Genomic DNA, 16229 nt, shown 5'->3' on the forward strand with positions numbered 1-16229 from the left:
TTTAATGTGTGGTCGAATATCATTAAAGATACTGAAATTCAGCTACTTGACCTATTTTATTGAGCTAAACTTTGTTAACTAACTCATTTATTTTCAACGGATTGAATAAAAATTTAACGAAGTATTAATGATAGTATCTACATCCATAATCGTATTCCTACAAGATTTCCTTTTGTGCTACTTCGATGGCCTCTCGCTTCAGTCCATGGTCATCTTCATCCCCAACTGCATCAATCACCTTATCTGCAAGCCATAGCTTCAGCATCTCGTTCTCATCCTGATGCAATAGTTCTGCAAGCTTGATGACTTGTTCACGCTTTGCTCGTCTGTCACCCCGTTCAATCTTGCTGAACATTGGAGTGTCAATTTCTAATGCAGCTGCTAACTGGCGTTGTAACAGACCTTGCTCGTCTCTGAGTTTTCTAATTTTGTTCCCGAATAACATATCTTTTATGTATTAAGTTTTGCATTTACTTACATTGAATTCATGATTCTGTCATCGTATTTCGATGGATTCGAACTCTTTTGACGGAACAGATAGTGTTTCTCGCCGTAATTCGCTATAATTATAACGAATCCGCTATTTATTTCGCCATAAAATAGTCTTATCCGCTATATTTGACATTCATACCAAGTTCTGCCCTTTGCTATTATTAAATTCTCTTCCTTCATGGCATTAAGAATATCACCTAACATACGCAGTTGTTGCTCATGAGTTTTATTCTGCGGTAACACATCTCTGATATATTCATGGATGCTGTCCCTTTTCGCACCTTCATCACCTGCATTCTTAAGATATTGAAGAATCATCTGACGAATTTTTTCCTTATCCAATCCTTTTGTTTTGGTATATAAAGGTAGTTGGTGCGTATTTTTAGCAACACCTAATGAGATGTTATAATTTGGAGCCTCTCCCTCTATCAATCCTCTACTCAGCAAATCTTTTGCCACATCTTCATGTATGAGTCTGCCTTTCTGTACAGCGTCAAGCGATATGCAATCCCATAGTGAAAGGGCGTTGTTGGTTTTCAACAAGTCTGTATATCGCTTATTTATTTCGTTGCCATATATGCGTACTACGACTCTTTTCTTTGTCGCATCAATCTCGTAATCCGGCATAGGGAAGTGTCTGCGCCGTTGCTCGTTAAACATCTTCTTGATACCTCGACTTACGGTGTCAATCATATTGAAGTCAACCATTGCCTTGCATAGACACTCGTTGCGGAAATAACTCTGAGACTCTTCATTTCTCAATGCATTCTCCAGTGTACCGGGGATAAAAGTACCGGCATTGGAATAATATAAGTAGCCGGGATTCTCCACAAAGTTTATACGTCGCTGTAGCGTATAGTCTTGATGTGCAATGCAATTATGGAGAGCTTCGCGTATAGTGTAGTCATCGTATTGTTTCATAGTATCTGGGAAAAGTGTACCACCAGGCATCTCACGCAAAGTCAGGTTTTCAATCTTTGAGAGTATTTCATCCACGGTCAATATGAACGGAACGGTAAAATGTTCGTAGTCAACCACGTCTTGATTTGCATTCCGCCGTGTCCAAGTTACCTGTGCAACCGCAGGACGTAGTTTGAAGACTGATTCATATTTGCCTAATAAGATGATGGCAGCACGGGTAATGAGACCATTCCTCGTTAGTCCACACTTGCCGAGAAATGTCTGAACATCCCAAGCATTCACCTCTGCTACAGGAATGCGACTGTGAACCTTCTTAAACATCATACGAGCTTTTGCAATAGCAACCTCGTCAAGGTCATCAGCAGAAGCATCGAGAACTATTTCTGCCGACCAGTCTTTTGTTCCACTTATAGGTTCGTCCAGAATTACATTCATCCGTTCTGCTGTAAGCTCCACGAGAGAATCTTCAATTCTCTGCCAAGCTTTCTTGTGAGCCAACACAGGGCGGCGAGGCAGATGCTTAGGAATATGGATAATCCACACCCTCTTTTGAGTGTCATCTGTCACAAACTCTTCAATGGACAATCCTTCAGACGACAGGTATGTACACTGTTCCGTAAGTTTAAATGTTGCCGATTGTGGATTGGCAGGTTGTCCGTTGAAAGTAAGCCTTGAAATATCTGTCCCTGCAATTTCAAGGGTCTTGTCCTTTACACCTATCACAAGATGCCCTCCCTCCATGTTGGCGATTGCCGACACATAGGATATCACATCATCCTTCTCGTCCCCACAGAACGAGTTCTTCAGGTTTTTAAATTCCTTCCATTCACATCGGGTATTCTCTTGTGGATACTCGCGGAGGAGGTATTGTTGTAGTTCGAGTTCGGTCATATATTTGTTTTTTATTATTCTTAAATAATACTTCGTTAAATTTTTATTCAATCCGTTGAAAATAAACGAGTTAGTTAACAAAGTTTAGCTCAATAAAATAGGTCAAGTAGCTGAATTTCAGTATCTTTAATGATATTCGACCACACATTAAAGTGATGCAGAAAACAGCACTTGACCGATATGAGGAAATCGTAATCGAAGCCTTGAGATGTTGCTCGGCGAAGTTACGCAAAAGTTTTAAAACAGCCTTCATCCAGACGATGGTTTTGTATATGGTTTTCACGGCTCTTTCATTTAAAACTGCCTCGTCCTTTCGGAGAGGGTACTATTTTATAGCGGGCAACCCACGGGAAAGATGTGGCTTCTTGTAGTGGTGCTACATGGCTTCGAGTTGGATCTAAGGGTATAGAAGTTTCCCGTCACAGGAAGCGTATATTCCTTATTTTCAAAGGAACAATAGTCCGTTAAAAATATAATTATCGGCTAAGCGGCATCAGCCACAAGGCCAAAGAGTTCATTGACAAGTTTAGCATTTAAAGTTCTGTTCGGTCGCAGACCGGACCTCGCTAAAAATCGTCTGAGCATGTAAATATTGCCCATATAGGACTTTAGCAGGCCGATGGACAGCGTCGGGTAATATTCGCTTCGGATTACTTTTGCGACGTTGACCGATGCGAGCGAGGCATTGAAAGCGAAGTCGAGTTTGCGCAAGTCACGGGCCTGGCAATGGTTCAGCCCTGTAAACTGCTTGGAGTCCCGGAATACGTTATGAGAAGCTTCTCATAACCTGTTTTATGATAAGTATCTTATCTACCTCATCAATTGGAATATCTGCATCATGATTTTACTTTGCGATGCAGATATTTTGCTTTTGATGCAGATAAAAGAAAAAAGATGATTAACTTCGTCCTTACAAAACCATGAACGTCATGCATGATTACGAATACATGGATACCCCCGGCAAACTGCTGACACCGGATATCGTCAATCTGCTCTCTGCCATACATGAATGCAAGGGCAGGCAGGAGTTGTATATCGAGGCACAAACCGATGTCCTGACTGCGCTGTTGAATATTGCAAAAGTCCAAAGCACGAAAGCGTCCAATAAGATAGAAGGCATATTCACCTCTGACGAGCGCTTGGAAGCGTTGGTGATGGAAAAAGCTGAGCCGCGAAACCGTTCGGAAGAAGAAATCGCAGGGTACAGGGAAGTGTTGGCTACGATACATGAAAGCCATGAGTATATCCCTGTCAGCACAAACAATATCCTGCAACTGCACCGTGATTTATACAGTTTCAGCGGCAGCAACAGCGGAGGCAAGTTCAAGAATTCGGATAACGTGATTGCGGAATCTGGAAAAGACGGAGCGCAGAAAGTGCGTTTTGTCCCGGTTCCGGCTTTCCAAACTGCGGAAGCGATGGAACGCCTTTGCGATAGGTTCCGGGCGGTGGCAGACAGCGGCAAATACGATGCGCTTCTGCTTGTCCCGATGTTTATCCTTGACTTCCTTTGCATCCATCCGTTCAATGACGGCAACGGGCGCATGAGCCGTTTGCTCACGCTGCTGTTATTGTATCGGAGTGGTTATATCGTGGGGAAATACATCAGTATCGAAATGCTGGTGGAGAAGACGAAGGAAACCTATTACGAAGCCCTTCGGGAAAGCTCCGCCGGATGGCATGACAACGAAAACGATTATGAACCGTTCGTCCGCTATTATTTGGGAATCATCTTAAAGGCGTACAAGGAGTTTCAGGAAAGAGTGGAGCACCTGCAATATCGCGGCCTATCCAAAGCCAAGAGAGTGAAAGCGGTGTTCGACAAGAAAATGGGCAGGCTCACAAAAGCCGATATTGCGGCATATTGTCCTGACATCAGCGAAACGACCATTGAACGGACGCTGAAAGAGTTATTGGATGCCGGATATATAGAAAAGGTGGGCAAGGCAAGAGCTACGGGCTATATCAAAAAATAGCAAAAATTACCGTTCAAAATACAGATATTAGCGTTGTCAAGTACAATGAAGAAGACTACATCAGCCTGACGGACATGGCAAGAAGCCAACCGCAAGAGCATATTATCTTCCGTTGGCTCAGTCTGACAAATGGCTATAAGTATCGGACGTGTTTTTGCCAATAAATAGAGAATATCTCAATTTATTGCTATATTTGCCGTTATAAATAAGCAAAGACCATCAGTAATGGATAATAGAGACTTGAATCGCATCAAGGTCGTGCTGGTTGAGCATAAGCGCACAAACAAGTGGTTGGCAGAGCAACTGGGGAAAGACCCCGGCACTGTCAGCAAATGGTGTACGAATACTTCTCAACCGTCAATCGACATGTTTTTTAAGATAGCCGAACTTTTAGGTGTGGACTATACGGAATTGATTGTTAAACCGCAATAGTAAAGCTATGACAGACCAGGAACTCAAACAACTCAAAGATAACCTTTGGCACTCGGCTGATATGCTTCGCGCCAGTGCCCACCTTTCCGCCAGCAAGTACGGGCAGCCGATTCTCGGTCTGATTTTCTTGCGTTACGCCGATGTGCTTTTCAAACAGCATAAGGATAAGATTGAAGCGGAGTATAATAAGTATAAAGGCACCCGAATGGAGAAGACCTACAAAGATGTCGCCGTCGAAGAGTGTGGCTTCTTCCTACCAGAATGTGCCTATTTCGACTATCTCAACAATGCTCCCGATGATGCCAACAAAGCCGTGCTTGTAAAAAAGGCGATGGAGGCTATCGAGAAAGAGAATCCGAGGATGGACGGTGTCCTGCCCAAAGAGGTATATGGGCAGTTAGTTCCGGAGGAGGAACCGGAATTGCTTAGCAAAATCATTCGCACATTCAAGGATATCCCTGAAAATATAAGCATCGACATTTTCGGTGAAATATATGAATATTTCCTTGGCGAATTTGCATTGAGTGAAGGCCAAGGTGGTGGCGTTTTCTACACCCCTTCGTCTGTCGTGCAGTATATGGTGGAGGTACTTCAACCCGTAAGCGGCGACAAAAAATTTCTCGACCCCGCCTGCGGTTCGGGCGGCATGTTCGTTCAGGCAGCCCGCTATATGCACCGGCACAATGCCACAAACAGCGACCTGATGCGAATTCGCTGCTATGGTGTGGAGAAAGACCCCGATACCGTGAAACTCGCCAAAATGAACTTGCTGCTGAACAATGTGCGAGGCGATATTATCGAGGCAAACTCTTTCTACTCCGATCCGCACAACGAATTCGGGAATTTCGACTATGTAATGGCAAATCCGCCGTTCAATGTGGACGAGGTTGTGGTGGACAAGGTTATCGACGACCGTCGATTTAATACTTATGGCGTCCCCCGCAACAAAACCAAGTCGAGTAAAAAAGCATCCGATAAAAAGGAGACAGTCCCCAACGCCAACTATCTTTGGATTGGATTGTTTGCAACTTCGCTGAATGCCACCGGCAAGGCGGCATTGGTAATGGCGAACTCCGCCAGCGATGCAGGCGGCTCGGAGTTGGAAATCCGCAAAAAGATGATTGAGGGCGGCATTATCTCGCAGATGGTGACGCTGCCAAGCAATATGTTCTCGACAGTCACGCTACCGGCGACGCTTTGGTTCTTCAATAAGGAGCGAAAGAACAAAGATGAAATCCTGTTTATCGACGCGAGAAACATATTTACACAAGTAGACCGTGCACACCGCAAATTCAGCGATGAACAGATAAAGAATCTCGGCATTATCACCCGCCTTTACGAGGGAGACAGCGCCGCATTCTGGGCGCTTGTCGAGGAGTATCGAAACGAGGGCAAGCAGGAGCAGGTCGATTGGCTGTTGGAGCGTTGGCCCAAGGGTACTTATCGCGACATTATCGGTCTGTGCAAAGTCGCCACACTCGAAGGTGAGGACGGCATTATCGACCAAGATTATTCGCTCAATGCCGGACGTTATGTCGGTGTGGTGATTGAGGATGACGGTATGACTGCGGAAGAGTTTGCCGATACGATGAAGGCTAACCACGCCGAACTCAAAGCCCTCAACGCCGAGGCAGAAACCCTTATGGCAGAGATAGAGAAGAATATGACGGAATTGTTTGGGGAATAATAGCATGGAGTATCTAATTAAACATATTGGGGATATTTGTCGAAAAGTTTGTAGTGGAGGCACTCCAACAAGTACAAATGCTTTGTATTATGAGGGAGGTACTATTCCATGGGTAAACACAAATGAAGTAAACTTCTGCAATATATATGATACAAATAGGAAAATAACGGAGGAAGGACTTAATCATTCTGCTGCGAAATATATTCCTGCAAATTCGATTATTGTAGCAATGTATGGTGTCACTGCGGGAAAATCAGCGATAGCAAAAATTCCTTTGACTACAAATCAAGCGTGTTGTAATCTCATCATTGATGAAAGCCAAGCGGACTATCGTTATGTATATTATTTCTTACTGCAACAAAGTGAGAACCTGAATAGATTAGCAAACGGCGGTGCTCAACAAAACTTAAATGCCTTTATCATTAAGAAATACAAAATAACTCTTCCTGTTCTTCCCATTCAACAGAAGATAGCCTCTATCCTATCCGCATACGATTCTTTGATAGAGAACAATACCAAGCGGATTCGTATGCTGGAACAAATGGCAGAGAATCTATACAAAGAATGGTTTGTCCGTTTCCGCTTTCCGGGACACGAGCATACAGAGTTTGTGGATGGTTTGCCCAAAGGGTGGAAAGTCTTGAAAATTAAAGACTGTTACAGGACTTGCTCTGGTGGCACCCCGAGCAGAGAAAAACCTGAATATTATATTAATGGCAGTATACCTTGGGTAAAAACAGGAGAGATTCAAGATTCGATAATTATTGACACGGAAGAAAAGATAACATCAGAAGCACTCAAACATTCTTCTGCGAAATTATTGCCTCGTAACAGCCTATTAATGGCCATGTATGGAGTAAATATTGGCAAACTTGGAATATTGACAAAGCAGATGTCATGCAATCAAGCCGCATGTGCATTTCTACCCAATAACGAGAAAAAGACTTTCTACTATTTATTTTTCTATCTCAAGAGTATTAGGGAGTATCTCCTAATTATTGGATTTGGCGCGGCCCAACAAAATCTTAGTCAGTCAATAATTAATAATATACGGATTACTATACCATCAGAAATTATTTTGAACGACTTTGAACGAAACATATTTGTATTATACAAACAAATAGAACTTCTTCAGCGTCAATCCGCCCTCTTGGCTCGCCAGCGCGACTTGTTATTGCCTCGCTTGATGAGCGGAAAATTGGAAGTAAAAGCGTAAATTTGAATGCTCTAAAAGAATGGAAGATATGGAAAGCAAACCAACATTTGTATATCGGGATGGAATGCTGTCGGACGCCAGATATGTGGAGTGGTTGTCCGATGTAAAAACTCGCTTCCGCCAAAGCCAGATAAAAGCCTCCGTCCGGGTCAATACCTCTATGCTGGAATTCTATTGGAGCATCGGGCGCGACTTGGTAGCACTGCGTGCAGAGGAGTGTTGGGGCGCAGGTGTGGTGAAGCAGTTCGCCCTCGATATGCGTCAGGCATTTCCGGATATAACAGGCTTCTCTGTCTCCAATGTCAAATACATGAAGCAGTGGTACTCGTTTTACTATGAGCGAGTTATAAAAAGCCACCAAGTTGGTGGCCAATTAGAAGATGAAAAAAGCCACCGAGTTAGTGGCTTTTTAGAAATGCCCGAAATTTTCGGTCGAGTGCCGTGGAAACATCACGTACTTATTATCTCCAAATGCCAATCCCTTGACGAGGCCTTATTCTATATCAACAAAGCAGCAGACGAGGGGTGGAGTCGCAGCGCACTTGAAGCCAAGATTTCAGCCAAGTTGCTCCAAGCCCAAGGCTCTGCCGTTACAAACTTTGAGCAGACACTGCCTACCCCACAGAATATGTTGGCCAAAGAGATATTGAAAGATCCCTATCATTTTGATTTCTTATCAATGACGCCAAGATATGACGAACGTGATTTGGAAGAAGCACTCGTAGCCAACATTACGCAGTTTTTGTTGGAGTTGGGCAAAGGCTTCTCTTTCGTAGGGCGTCAGATGGAGTTGCAGATGCTGGGCGGGCAGACCTTCTTCCCCGATTTGGTGTTTTACCATATCCCACAGCACAGGTATGTCATCATAGAGTTGAAAGCGGTAAAGTACATTCCCGAGTTTGCAGGCAAACTCAATTTCTATGTTACGGCTGCCGACGAACTGCTGCGAGGCGACGGCGACAATCCCTCCGTGGGGTTGATTATCTGCAAATCGACGGACAAAACCGTAGTGGAATGGTCGCTAAAAGACATCAATAAACCGTTGGGCGTGGCTACCTACCAATTGGAAGAGGTAGTTGACCGCACGGTGGCCGAATTGGCATTGAGAGCAAAACGCGAAAAAGAGGAATAGTTATGAAATCATTCATCAGCGAAGACAATATCGAACAGGCGATATGCAACCGACTGTCGCAACCGGAATACGGGTGGCAGCGCATAGCGTGCGATCCCGGCGTCGAGGCGCAGAACGATGTGTCGAAGACGGGACGGTCGAGCGTGGGAGAGTGCATACTGCCCGAGGTATTCCGCAATGCGCTGCGGCGTATCAATCCTGAGATTGACTCGGATATACTCGATGGGATCGTGCGCGAATACCGGAAAGATTATACCGGCACGGATATGGTGGACACGAACTACAAGTTCTACAACCAAATTCGCAACGGTATCAAGGTAAAGACCCGCAAACAGAATCGGGAAGATTTCGATATTGTACGACTGATTGATTTCGACAATCCGAAGGACAATGACTTCCACTGCGTGAATCAGATGTGGATAAAAGGCCGTTTCCGCTACCGCCGTCCGGATGTATTGCTTTTTGTCAATGGGCTGCCTTTGGTATTCATCGAGTTGAAGAATTCAACGGTAAAAATCGAGGAATCCTACAACAAAAACCTCGTTTCCTATCGGGCAGATATTCCCAATATCTTTGCCTTAAACCAAATCTGCGTTCTGTCAAATGGCTTGCAGACCAAGATCGGAGCGTGGAATGCCGGATATGAGTTTTTCTTCGAGTGGCTGCGCGTGGATGACGAGAAGGAGAAAGTAGACCGCAAACAAATTGAAGAACACGGGCTGAGCATCACGAACCTGATTGACGGTCTTTTCCGCAAAGAGCGTTTGCTCGACTACATAGAGAATTTCATCTTCTTCGACAACAAGCGCATAAAGATCATCGCCAAAAACCACCAGTATCTTGGCGTCAATAATCTGATGAGGAGCGTTGAGAATCGGGAAGAGCTGAAAGGGAAATTAGGTGTATTCTGGCATACGCAAGGTTCGGGCAAGAGTTATTCGATGGTCATGTTCGTGCGCAAGGTGAAGCGCAAATTGCACGGGAACTTTACTTTCTTGGTGATTACCGACAGGGAAGATCTTGACACGCAGATACACAAGACCTTCGTGCGGTCAGAAGTGATTGGAGACAAGGAGGAGTGTCAGCCGAAGAATGCCGCGCAACTCCGAGAGTTCTTGTCGGGCAACAAGCCGATGGTATTCACACTCATTCATAAGTTCCAATATGACAAGACGAAGAAATACCCCATACTCTCTGAACGAAACGACATCTTCGTGCTTGTAGACGAAGCGCATCGCACGCAATACAAGCAGTTGGCGGAAAATATGCACACGGGGCTGCCCAATGCGAACTATATCGCATTTACAGGGACTCCGCTTTTAGGCAGCAAGTGTCTGACAAACCAGTGGTTCGGCGACTATGTATCAGAGTATAATTTTGCGCAGGCAATCGAAGACGGCAGTACCGTTCCCTTGTTCTATAGTCGGCGCGTTCCAGAAGTCGGGCTTACCAATGACTGGCTCGATACCGACATCGACCAAATAGTTGAGGACGAAAACCTGAATGACCGTGAAAAAGAGTTGCTTGAAAACGCCTCCTCTCGCATTCTGGAAGTAATAAAACGCGACGAGCGTTTAGACAGGATAGCGCAAGACATCGCGCATCATTTCCCGCGTCGTGGTTTCCTCGGTAAAGGAATGGTCGTGAGCGTAGACAAGTACACTACGGTGAAGATGTACGACAAAGTACAGAAGTACTGGGTAGAGGAGAAGAAGAATCTTGTCAAGGAACGCAGCCACGCAACGACCCAAGAAGAGCGAGACCGCTTCACAACGATACTCAACCATATGAATAAGGTTGAAATGGCGGTGGTAATCAGCGAAGATGCCGATGAAGCAGAGAAATTCGCCGCGCAGGGACTTGACATTACACTTCACCGCAAGAAACTGAATGAGATAACGCCGGACGGCAAGGACATAGAAGACCGCTTTAAAGATCCGGACAATCCGTTGTGCCTCGTGTTCGTATGCGCCATGTGGCTGACGGGATTTGATATGCCCTCGCTCTCCACGCTCTATCTCGACAAACCGATGAAAGGCCATACGCTAATGCAGGCGATAGCCCGTGCAAACCGCGTATTTCCCGGTAAGAGTTGCGGTATCGTGGTCGATTATGTCAATGTGTTTAAGTATATGCAGCAAGCACTGAGCGACTATGCGTCCAATGATAATGGCTCGGAATATCCGGCAAAAGACATCGAAACGCTTATCCGGAATATAGACGGATGTATTACGGAGTGCGAAATGTTCCTTATGCAGTTGGGCATAAGCATAGAGAATATTATAGCAGAGACCAATACCCTTGACCAACTTGAACTCTTACGGCAGGCGTATGTGAAGATACTCGAAAAGGATGAATGGAAAGACCGGTTTAAGGTGCTGAGCAATCTGCTGATGAACCTTTACGACGCAAGCAAACCGGAGATATTCGAAAGAGGGTGGGCAAACGATAAGTTTGCGCCTATAAGTTATCTTAATGGACTTTTTTGCAACCGGATAGATGACGAGAAGCTGAAGCGTGCCAAGGCAAGAATGGCATATACGCTTGACGACAGCGTGTCGGCTATTGTAGCAGAAGATCAAGCCCACTATGGCATATATAAAAGTAAGGTTATCGACCTTAGCAAACTTGATGTAGATGCGGTACGCAAAGTTATAAGCGAGTCTCCCTATAAGGCGCTGGAAATAGAGAGTTTACGTGAGTATATTGAAGGGACCTTAAAGCAACTCATCAATAAGAATTGTACTCGTATCAGGTTCTCTGAACGATACAAGAATATTATTGACAGATATAATGCCGGCGGCAGCGAAAATGAAGACTATTACGAGAAACTTCTCCAACTCATAGAGGATCTGAAGCGTGAGCAGAATCGTGCCACCGAGATGGACTTGGCGGAAGAAGAACTTGAAATCTTCGACCTGCTTATCAAGGATCGTAAACTGACGCAGAAAGAAGAGCAAAAGGTGAAATTAGCAGCGAAGAACCTATATAAGAAACTCTCCGAGGAGAAGAACAAGGTAATGGTTGTGGACTGGTACAAAGACGAGCAGCCCAGACAGAAGGTGATGACTATCATCAAAGTCTCCCTGGATAACGACCTGCCTGAATCATACGATCGGGAAGTCTTTGTATCCAAAACAAACCTGCTGATGAATCACTTCATCGACATGGCAGTCCAAGGTTACGGTTGGCTTACGGCATAGAAAGGGATTAATAAACTGTAAATAGGATAACATGGAAAATGCCCGCATCATACATGTAACGACTCCGCCGGCTGATCAGCCATTATTCCGAAAGATATGAGCGGATGCTCGTGGGCACGGGCGATGTCCCTTCTACCGTCGGGTTTTACCTGCATTGCGGCTTTACCTATTCCCACCGTGTCGAAAACTTCTTCACGGACCACTACGACCACCCCATCATCGAAGACGGCATCCGGCTGAAAGACATGGTGTATCTGAAATATGCGATGAAAGACGGCATGACCATCCGGACGGCCCGACAGTCGGACGCAGCCGAAGGGAAGGATTTATTCCGGGTTACTGGCTGTTGCCGGAGTATCAGCACCGGGGCATCGTGACGGAAAGCGTGAGGCTGCTGTGCCGATGGGCGGTGAAGGAACGTGACATCCGGCGCATACAGATACGTTGCGCCGTGGGCAACGTGGCAAGCAACCGCATACCCCAAAGACTCGGCTTTAAACATGAGGGTACGGAACGCGCCGGGCAACTGTTGGCTTCGGGCGAATATGCGGATATTAACGTGTACAGTATCTTAAAGGAAGAGGTGGTTGGGGAATAACCTATTCTTCATCGTGATATTTCCTGACTTCGTCATTGCGTCACCCTAAATCATCTTTTTGGAAAGATCACACTTCCACCACCCGGTACACATTCCCTTTCATCGTATGGATGCGCTCGCCGAGTTGCGGCAGCACACGGCTGAGGCTGTAAGCCGTCAACCCGCGCATGGCGGCTGGATGCGCCTGTTTCATCGCCTCGAATATTTGGGCGGCGTTGAGCGTCCGTACGTCCTCCTCCTTGTCGTCCGCCGTAGCGAAACGGAAGACACTGCCGAACAGCTCCTCCTCGGGGACGTGCTTGTAGAATAGGGAGTTGTTGCGCCGGATGGCGGCCTCCTCTTCCTTGCTGAACCAGTGGCGCTCGCCTTGCAGCAGCTCCTCCTTGAGTTGGGCGTAAATCTGTGCGTGGTCGATGGGAGCGGCACAGTCGATGGGGTGCTCCAATTTCACGCAGAGGAAGCGGCGCGAGCCGGTGCGATCCGCCAGCAACGTCTCCAGATTGCTCGTGCCGATGAAGGAGGCGATGCGGCGCAACGGCTCGTGGCTTTGGCGGTACGCCTTGCGGATATTGAGGGCGGACATCTGCATCAGGTTTTTCAACAGGGGCATCTTCGAGGCGGGCAGGCGGTCGAACTCGTCCATGTTGATAAGGCCGAACGCAGCCAATTTCTGTTCGCAAGCGGAAGGGGCGTTGAGGTCGAAGCTGTCCGTGTAGTAATCCGCCAGTTCATTGGGCATCAGGGAGCGGCAGAAGGTGGATTTGCCCCAACCCTGTTCGTTGCTGACTATCAAAGGAGCCACGCTGTTGGCACGGAGTCCCGTACCGTGCTCCATCCATTGGGCGGCGACACCGAGCATCCAGCGGTGGAAGCCCTGCAGCCACACGGGATTGTCGCTGACACGGGCGGCGAGTTCCGTCACGCGGTCTTTCCCGTCCCACCCGGGAAGGTGCTCCATATAATCGGTAAAGGGGTGGTAGGCGGTAATGCGCTTGGAGTGGACAAAGCGCTGCACGTCGCGGTCCCAGCACTCCACGCCGGCCTCAAGGGCATCGAGGGAGAGGGCGTTGAGGGCTCGCTTATCCACTTTCCTGTATATACAAGTAAGGTGGGAGGCGGATTCTTCCGCCTGTTCCGTGCATGTTGCCCGTTCCATATACTCCGTCTGCTCGGTCAACACGTTGAAGCGGAAGAGGTATCGGCTTGTCAGGTAGTCTGTTACACGGCGAACCAGCCCCGTTATCTTGGAGGGGGATTCGGTGGCTTCTTCCCGGCGTACCGGCTTGCCACCCGTCACCGCACGTTTCCCTGCAAGGGCGGTGACACCTGCGTCCGCTTCATGTCCGCCCGCATTCGTCTCATGTCCGCCCGTGGCGTCTATCACGAAGCGGTGTTTCCCAAAGTGTTTGCTTTCATTGGTGCGTGGAGTCCACGCCACGGCAATGACCATGCGCCCCTCTTCCACATCGATGCAGAAGCGGCTGCCGGGTATGAACGCGCAGATGCGTTGTATCTTGACCAGCGCAGGGGCAAAGAGTTCCTCGCCCTCGGTCTTCGGGGTGGAACAAGAGGCAGAGGCATACGTCCGGCTGCGCCGGCCAAACATCCGTTTTACGGTGGAAAGAAAGGGATTGTTTATCATAGTCATTCAAGATTTGAGTTTTCTGCACACGCTTCTACAAATATACGACATCAAAAAGCCGTTGTCAAGTAAAAATGCAATTTTCTTCCGACAGTATAGACCTCTTTAGCTCGCTAAAGTGGCGCTTTAGCAACACAATGTAGAGGTTTATGACGGCTCGACGCCCGGCATTTGACGACTCATAATTCAAAATTCATAATTCCCAATCCTCTTTCATCCCTTCATCGCTCCTTTTCGCGTAAATGAAAAACGTCTGAAAGGATATCTGAAAGGAGGGAATGCCAATGTACGTTCATCCGTAAACGATTATTTATCAGCACTTCCAAACAGTCATGAAAGGATGAACGTAAAACTCGGCAAGCACATCCATGTAGCGATTTTTATAGGACGGTATGAACGGTAAGGCATGAAAGGGCGGTTGTTCCATCCATGCAGTTTGGCCTCCGGAAATGCCACACTTCAGCCTTCCCCGAGTGAGGCATTTTCCCCTGTGAAGTGAGGCATTTTCCCTTGCGAAGTGTGGTATTTTCCCTTGCGAAGTGTGGCATTGGAATCGGTTTCTCCCGCACATCCGTGTCCTTACATTTGGCTCTGCCCGGGTGCAGTATGCCGAGAGACGAAAATCGCCAACAGTCTAAATATCTGACTATTAGCGATTTCTGCGTACCCAGAGCCGGGATCGAACCGGCATGGAAGTGAATCCACTGGTGTTTGAGACCAGCGCGTCTACCAATTCCGCCATCTGGGCATTTTTTGAACAACCTTTCCAGCTTTAACCGCAGGTTTGCCCCTCAAATGCGTTGCAAAGGTACAGTTTCTTTTTAAACCTGCAAGCGTTTGGATGAAAATTTTCAAATATTTTTCCCACGGAGGGAATATATATAGGTTTGTTTCGCATAGAAAGATTATTTCGTTACATTTGTGAACGTATAATCATAATAACAGCCAATATCATGAAAGATAACTATTGCGTCATCATGGGAGGCGGAATCGGTAGTCGTTTCTGGCCTTTCAGTAGAGAAAGTTACCCAAAGCAATTCCTTGATTTTTTTGGGAGCGGACGGTCTTTACTGCAAATGACATTTGATCGCTTCGCAAAAATCATCCCTACTGAAAATATATACATCGTTACCAACGAATCTTACGCAGACTTAATCAAGAAGCAGTTGCCCGAATTAGCGGAAAGACAAATCCTTTTGGAACCGGCTCGCCGCAATACAGCTCCTTGTATCGCTTATGCGGCTTATCATATTAAGGCATGCAATCCGGAAGCGAATATTGTCGTAGCCCCTTCCGACCATCTGATCTTAAAAGAGGATATTTTCTTGAGGGACGTTCAAAAGGCGTTGGATTTCGTGAAAAGAAACCGTGCGTTGGTCACCTTGGGTATCAAGCCTAGCCGCCCAGAGACAGGATACGGATATATTCAAAGCAGTGACACGGTAGTAGATGATTTCACCAAGGTGAAGACCTTTACGGAAAAACCAAACCTCGAGTTGGCAAAGGTGTTTATGGAAAGTGGAGAATTCTTCTGGAATTCCGGCTTGTTCGTCTGGAACGTGAATACGATCTTGGAAGCGTTCTCTAAATATCTCCCGGATATCAGCAGCCGTTTCGATCTGGGTAAGGATAAATTTAATACCCCGGAAGAAAAAACGTTCATTCAAGAGAATTTCCCCTATTGCCTAAATATATCCATTGACTACGGTATCATGGAAAAAGCGCACAACGTATATATGCTATGCGCTGATTTCGGTTGGGCCGACCTCGGCAGCTGGGGATCTTTGTTCGACCTGGCGAATAAAGACGAGAATGAGAACGCCGTATTGAAAAATAACGAGGCAATGCTATACGAATGCTCCGGCAACGTGATCGCATTGAATAACCCGAAACGCTTGGCTGTTATCCAAGGGCTAAAAGATTGCATCGTAGCCGAGTCTGGAAACGTGTTATTGATTTGTAAGAAAGATGACGAACAACGTATCAAACAATTCGTAGCCGACGCTAAGATTAAATACGGAAAAGAATACAACTGATTA

10 protein-coding genes, 1 tRNA gene and 3 pseudogenes are annotated in these 16229 nt (G+C 46.4%); 10 read left to right on the top strand and 4 right to left on the bottom strand.

Features of this window, described 5'->3' with window-relative positions:
* Positions 1 to 157 precede the first annotated feature (157 nt).
* Complete coding sequence (locus G7Y39_RS04840) at positions 158 to 445, bottom strand: helix-turn-helix domain-containing protein (RefSeq protein WP_165155616.1); 288 nt, start codon at positions 443 to 445, stop codon at positions 158 to 160.
* 167 nt (positions 446 to 612) lie between these two features.
* Complete coding sequence (locus G7Y39_RS04845; protein ID WP_165155618.1) at positions 613 to 2304, bottom strand: RNA-binding domain-containing protein; 1692 nt, start codon at positions 2302 to 2304, stop codon at positions 613 to 615.
* Between the two features lie 929 nt (positions 2305 to 3233).
* Between G7Y39_RS04845 and G7Y39_RS04850 the strand changes: the two genes are divergently transcribed.
* From G7Y39_RS04850 to G7Y39_RS13635, 9 genes and pseudogenes are all read left to right on the top strand, one after another.
* The gene (locus G7Y39_RS04850) at positions 3234 to 4280 is read left to right on the top strand and encodes a Fic family protein (protein WP_165155620.1); all 1047 of its coding nucleotides are present in this window, start codon (positions 3234 to 3236) and stop codon (positions 4278 to 4280) included.
* A pseudogene (locus G7Y39_RS13625) lies at positions 4277 to 4423 on the top strand (KilA-N domain-containing protein); the annotation flags it as partial. The gene G7Y39_RS04850 and the pseudogene G7Y39_RS13625, both read left to right, overlap by 4 nt.
* A gap of 82 nt (positions 4424 to 4505) precedes the next feature.
* Positions 4506 to 4712 carry a helix-turn-helix transcriptional regulator gene (locus G7Y39_RS04855; protein ID WP_165155622.1) on the top strand — a complete coding sequence of 69 codons (207 nt, stop codon included), beginning with the start codon at positions 4506 to 4508 and terminating at the stop codon, positions 4710 to 4712.
* A 7-nt stretch (positions 4713 to 4719) separates the two neighbouring features.
* Positions 4720 to 6399, top strand: a complete 1680-nt coding sequence (locus tag G7Y39_RS04860; protein ID WP_165155624.1) for a class I SAM-dependent DNA methyltransferase — start codon at positions 4720 to 4722, stop codon at positions 6397 to 6399.
* A gap of 4 nt (positions 6400 to 6403) precedes the next feature.
* A complete protein-coding gene (locus G7Y39_RS04865; protein WP_165155626.1) occupies positions 6404 to 7615 on the top strand; it encodes a restriction endonuclease subunit S in 1212 nt (403 codons plus the stop codon).
* A 19-nt stretch (positions 7616 to 7634) separates the two neighbouring features.
* Positions 7635 to 8747, top strand: a complete 1113-nt coding sequence (locus tag G7Y39_RS04870) for a YhcG family protein (protein ID WP_206225147.1) — start codon at positions 7635 to 7637, stop codon at positions 8745 to 8747.
* Positions 8748 to 8749: 2 nt separating this feature from the next.
* Positions 8750 to 11950: a type I restriction endonuclease subunit R gene (locus G7Y39_RS04875; protein ID WP_165155628.1), complete on the top strand. Its 3201-nt coding sequence runs from the start codon at positions 8750 to 8752 to the stop codon at positions 11948 to 11950.
* A 71-nt stretch (positions 11951 to 12021) separates the two neighbouring features.
* A pseudogene (locus G7Y39_RS13630) lies at positions 12022 to 12210 on the top strand (GNAT family acetyltransferase); the annotation flags it as partial.
* A 74-nt stretch (positions 12211 to 12284) separates the two neighbouring features.
* Positions 12285 to 12548, top strand: a pseudogene (locus tag G7Y39_RS13635) (GNAT family N-acetyltransferase); the annotation flags it as partial.
* Positions 12549 to 12615: 67 nt separating this feature from the next.
* On the opposite strand, the gene G7Y39_RS04885 reads toward G7Y39_RS13635, so the two are convergent.
* Positions 12616 to 14190, bottom strand: coding sequence for a VapE domain-containing protein (locus tag G7Y39_RS04885; protein WP_241159961.1), 1575 nt, complete (start codon positions 14188 to 14190; stop codon positions 12616 to 12618).
* Between the two features lie 664 nt (positions 14191 to 14854).
* Positions 14855 to 14938 (bottom strand) — tRNA-Leu (locus G7Y39_RS04890).
* 205 nt (positions 14939 to 15143) lie between these two features.
* Here G7Y39_RS04890 and G7Y39_RS04895 point away from each other — a divergent pair.
* The gene (locus G7Y39_RS04895; RefSeq protein WP_165155632.1) at positions 15144 to 16226 is read left to right on the top strand and encodes a mannose-1-phosphate guanylyltransferase; all 1083 of its coding nucleotides are present in this window, start codon (positions 15144 to 15146) and stop codon (positions 16224 to 16226) included.
* The last annotated feature ends 3 nt before the right edge of the window (positions 16227 to 16229 follow it).

Source organism: Parabacteroides sp. ZJ-118 (assembly GCF_011038785.1).
Taxonomy (GTDB): Bacteria; Bacteroidota; Bacteroidia; order Bacteroidales; family Tannerellaceae; genus Parabacteroides.

What these genes read in the sequence shown, in the direction of transcription:
- G7Y39_RS04860 (WP_165155624.1), top strand. Translation starts at nt 4,720, where the DNA reads ATGACAGACCAGGAACTCAAACAACTCAAAGATAACCTTTGGCACTCG.
- G7Y39_RS04885 (WP_241159961.1), bottom strand. Translation starts at nt 14,190, where the DNA reads ATGATAAACAATCCCTTTCTTTCCACCGTAAAACGGATGTTTGGCCGG.
- G7Y39_RS04870 (WP_206225147.1), top strand. Translation starts at nt 7,635, where the DNA reads ATGGAAGATATGGAAAGCAAACCAACATTTGTATATCGGGATGGAATG.
- G7Y39_RS04855 (WP_165155622.1), top strand. Translation starts at nt 4,506, where the DNA reads ATGGATAATAGAGACTTGAATCGCATCAAGGTCGTGCTGGTTGAGCAT.
- G7Y39_RS04840 (WP_165155616.1), bottom strand. Translation starts at nt 445, where the DNA reads ATGTTATTCGGGAACAAAATTAGAAAACTCAGAGACGAGCAAGGTCTG.
- G7Y39_RS04875 (WP_165155628.1), top strand. Translation starts at nt 8,750, where the DNA reads ATGAAATCATTCATCAGCGAAGACAATATCGAACAGGCGATATGCAAC.
- G7Y39_RS04895 (WP_165155632.1), top strand. Translation starts at nt 15,144, where the DNA reads ATGAAAGATAACTATTGCGTCATCATGGGAGGCGGAATCGGTAGTCGT.
- G7Y39_RS04865 (WP_165155626.1), top strand. Translation starts at nt 6,404, where the DNA reads ATGGAGTATCTAATTAAACATATTGGGGATATTTGTCGAAAAGTTTGT.
- G7Y39_RS04850 (WP_165155620.1), top strand. Translation starts at nt 3,234, where the DNA reads ATGCATGATTACGAATACATGGATACCCCCGGCAAACTGCTGACACCG.
- G7Y39_RS04845 (WP_165155618.1), bottom strand. Translation starts at nt 2,304, where the DNA reads ATGACCGAACTCGAACTACAACAATACCTCCTCCGCGAGTATCCACAA.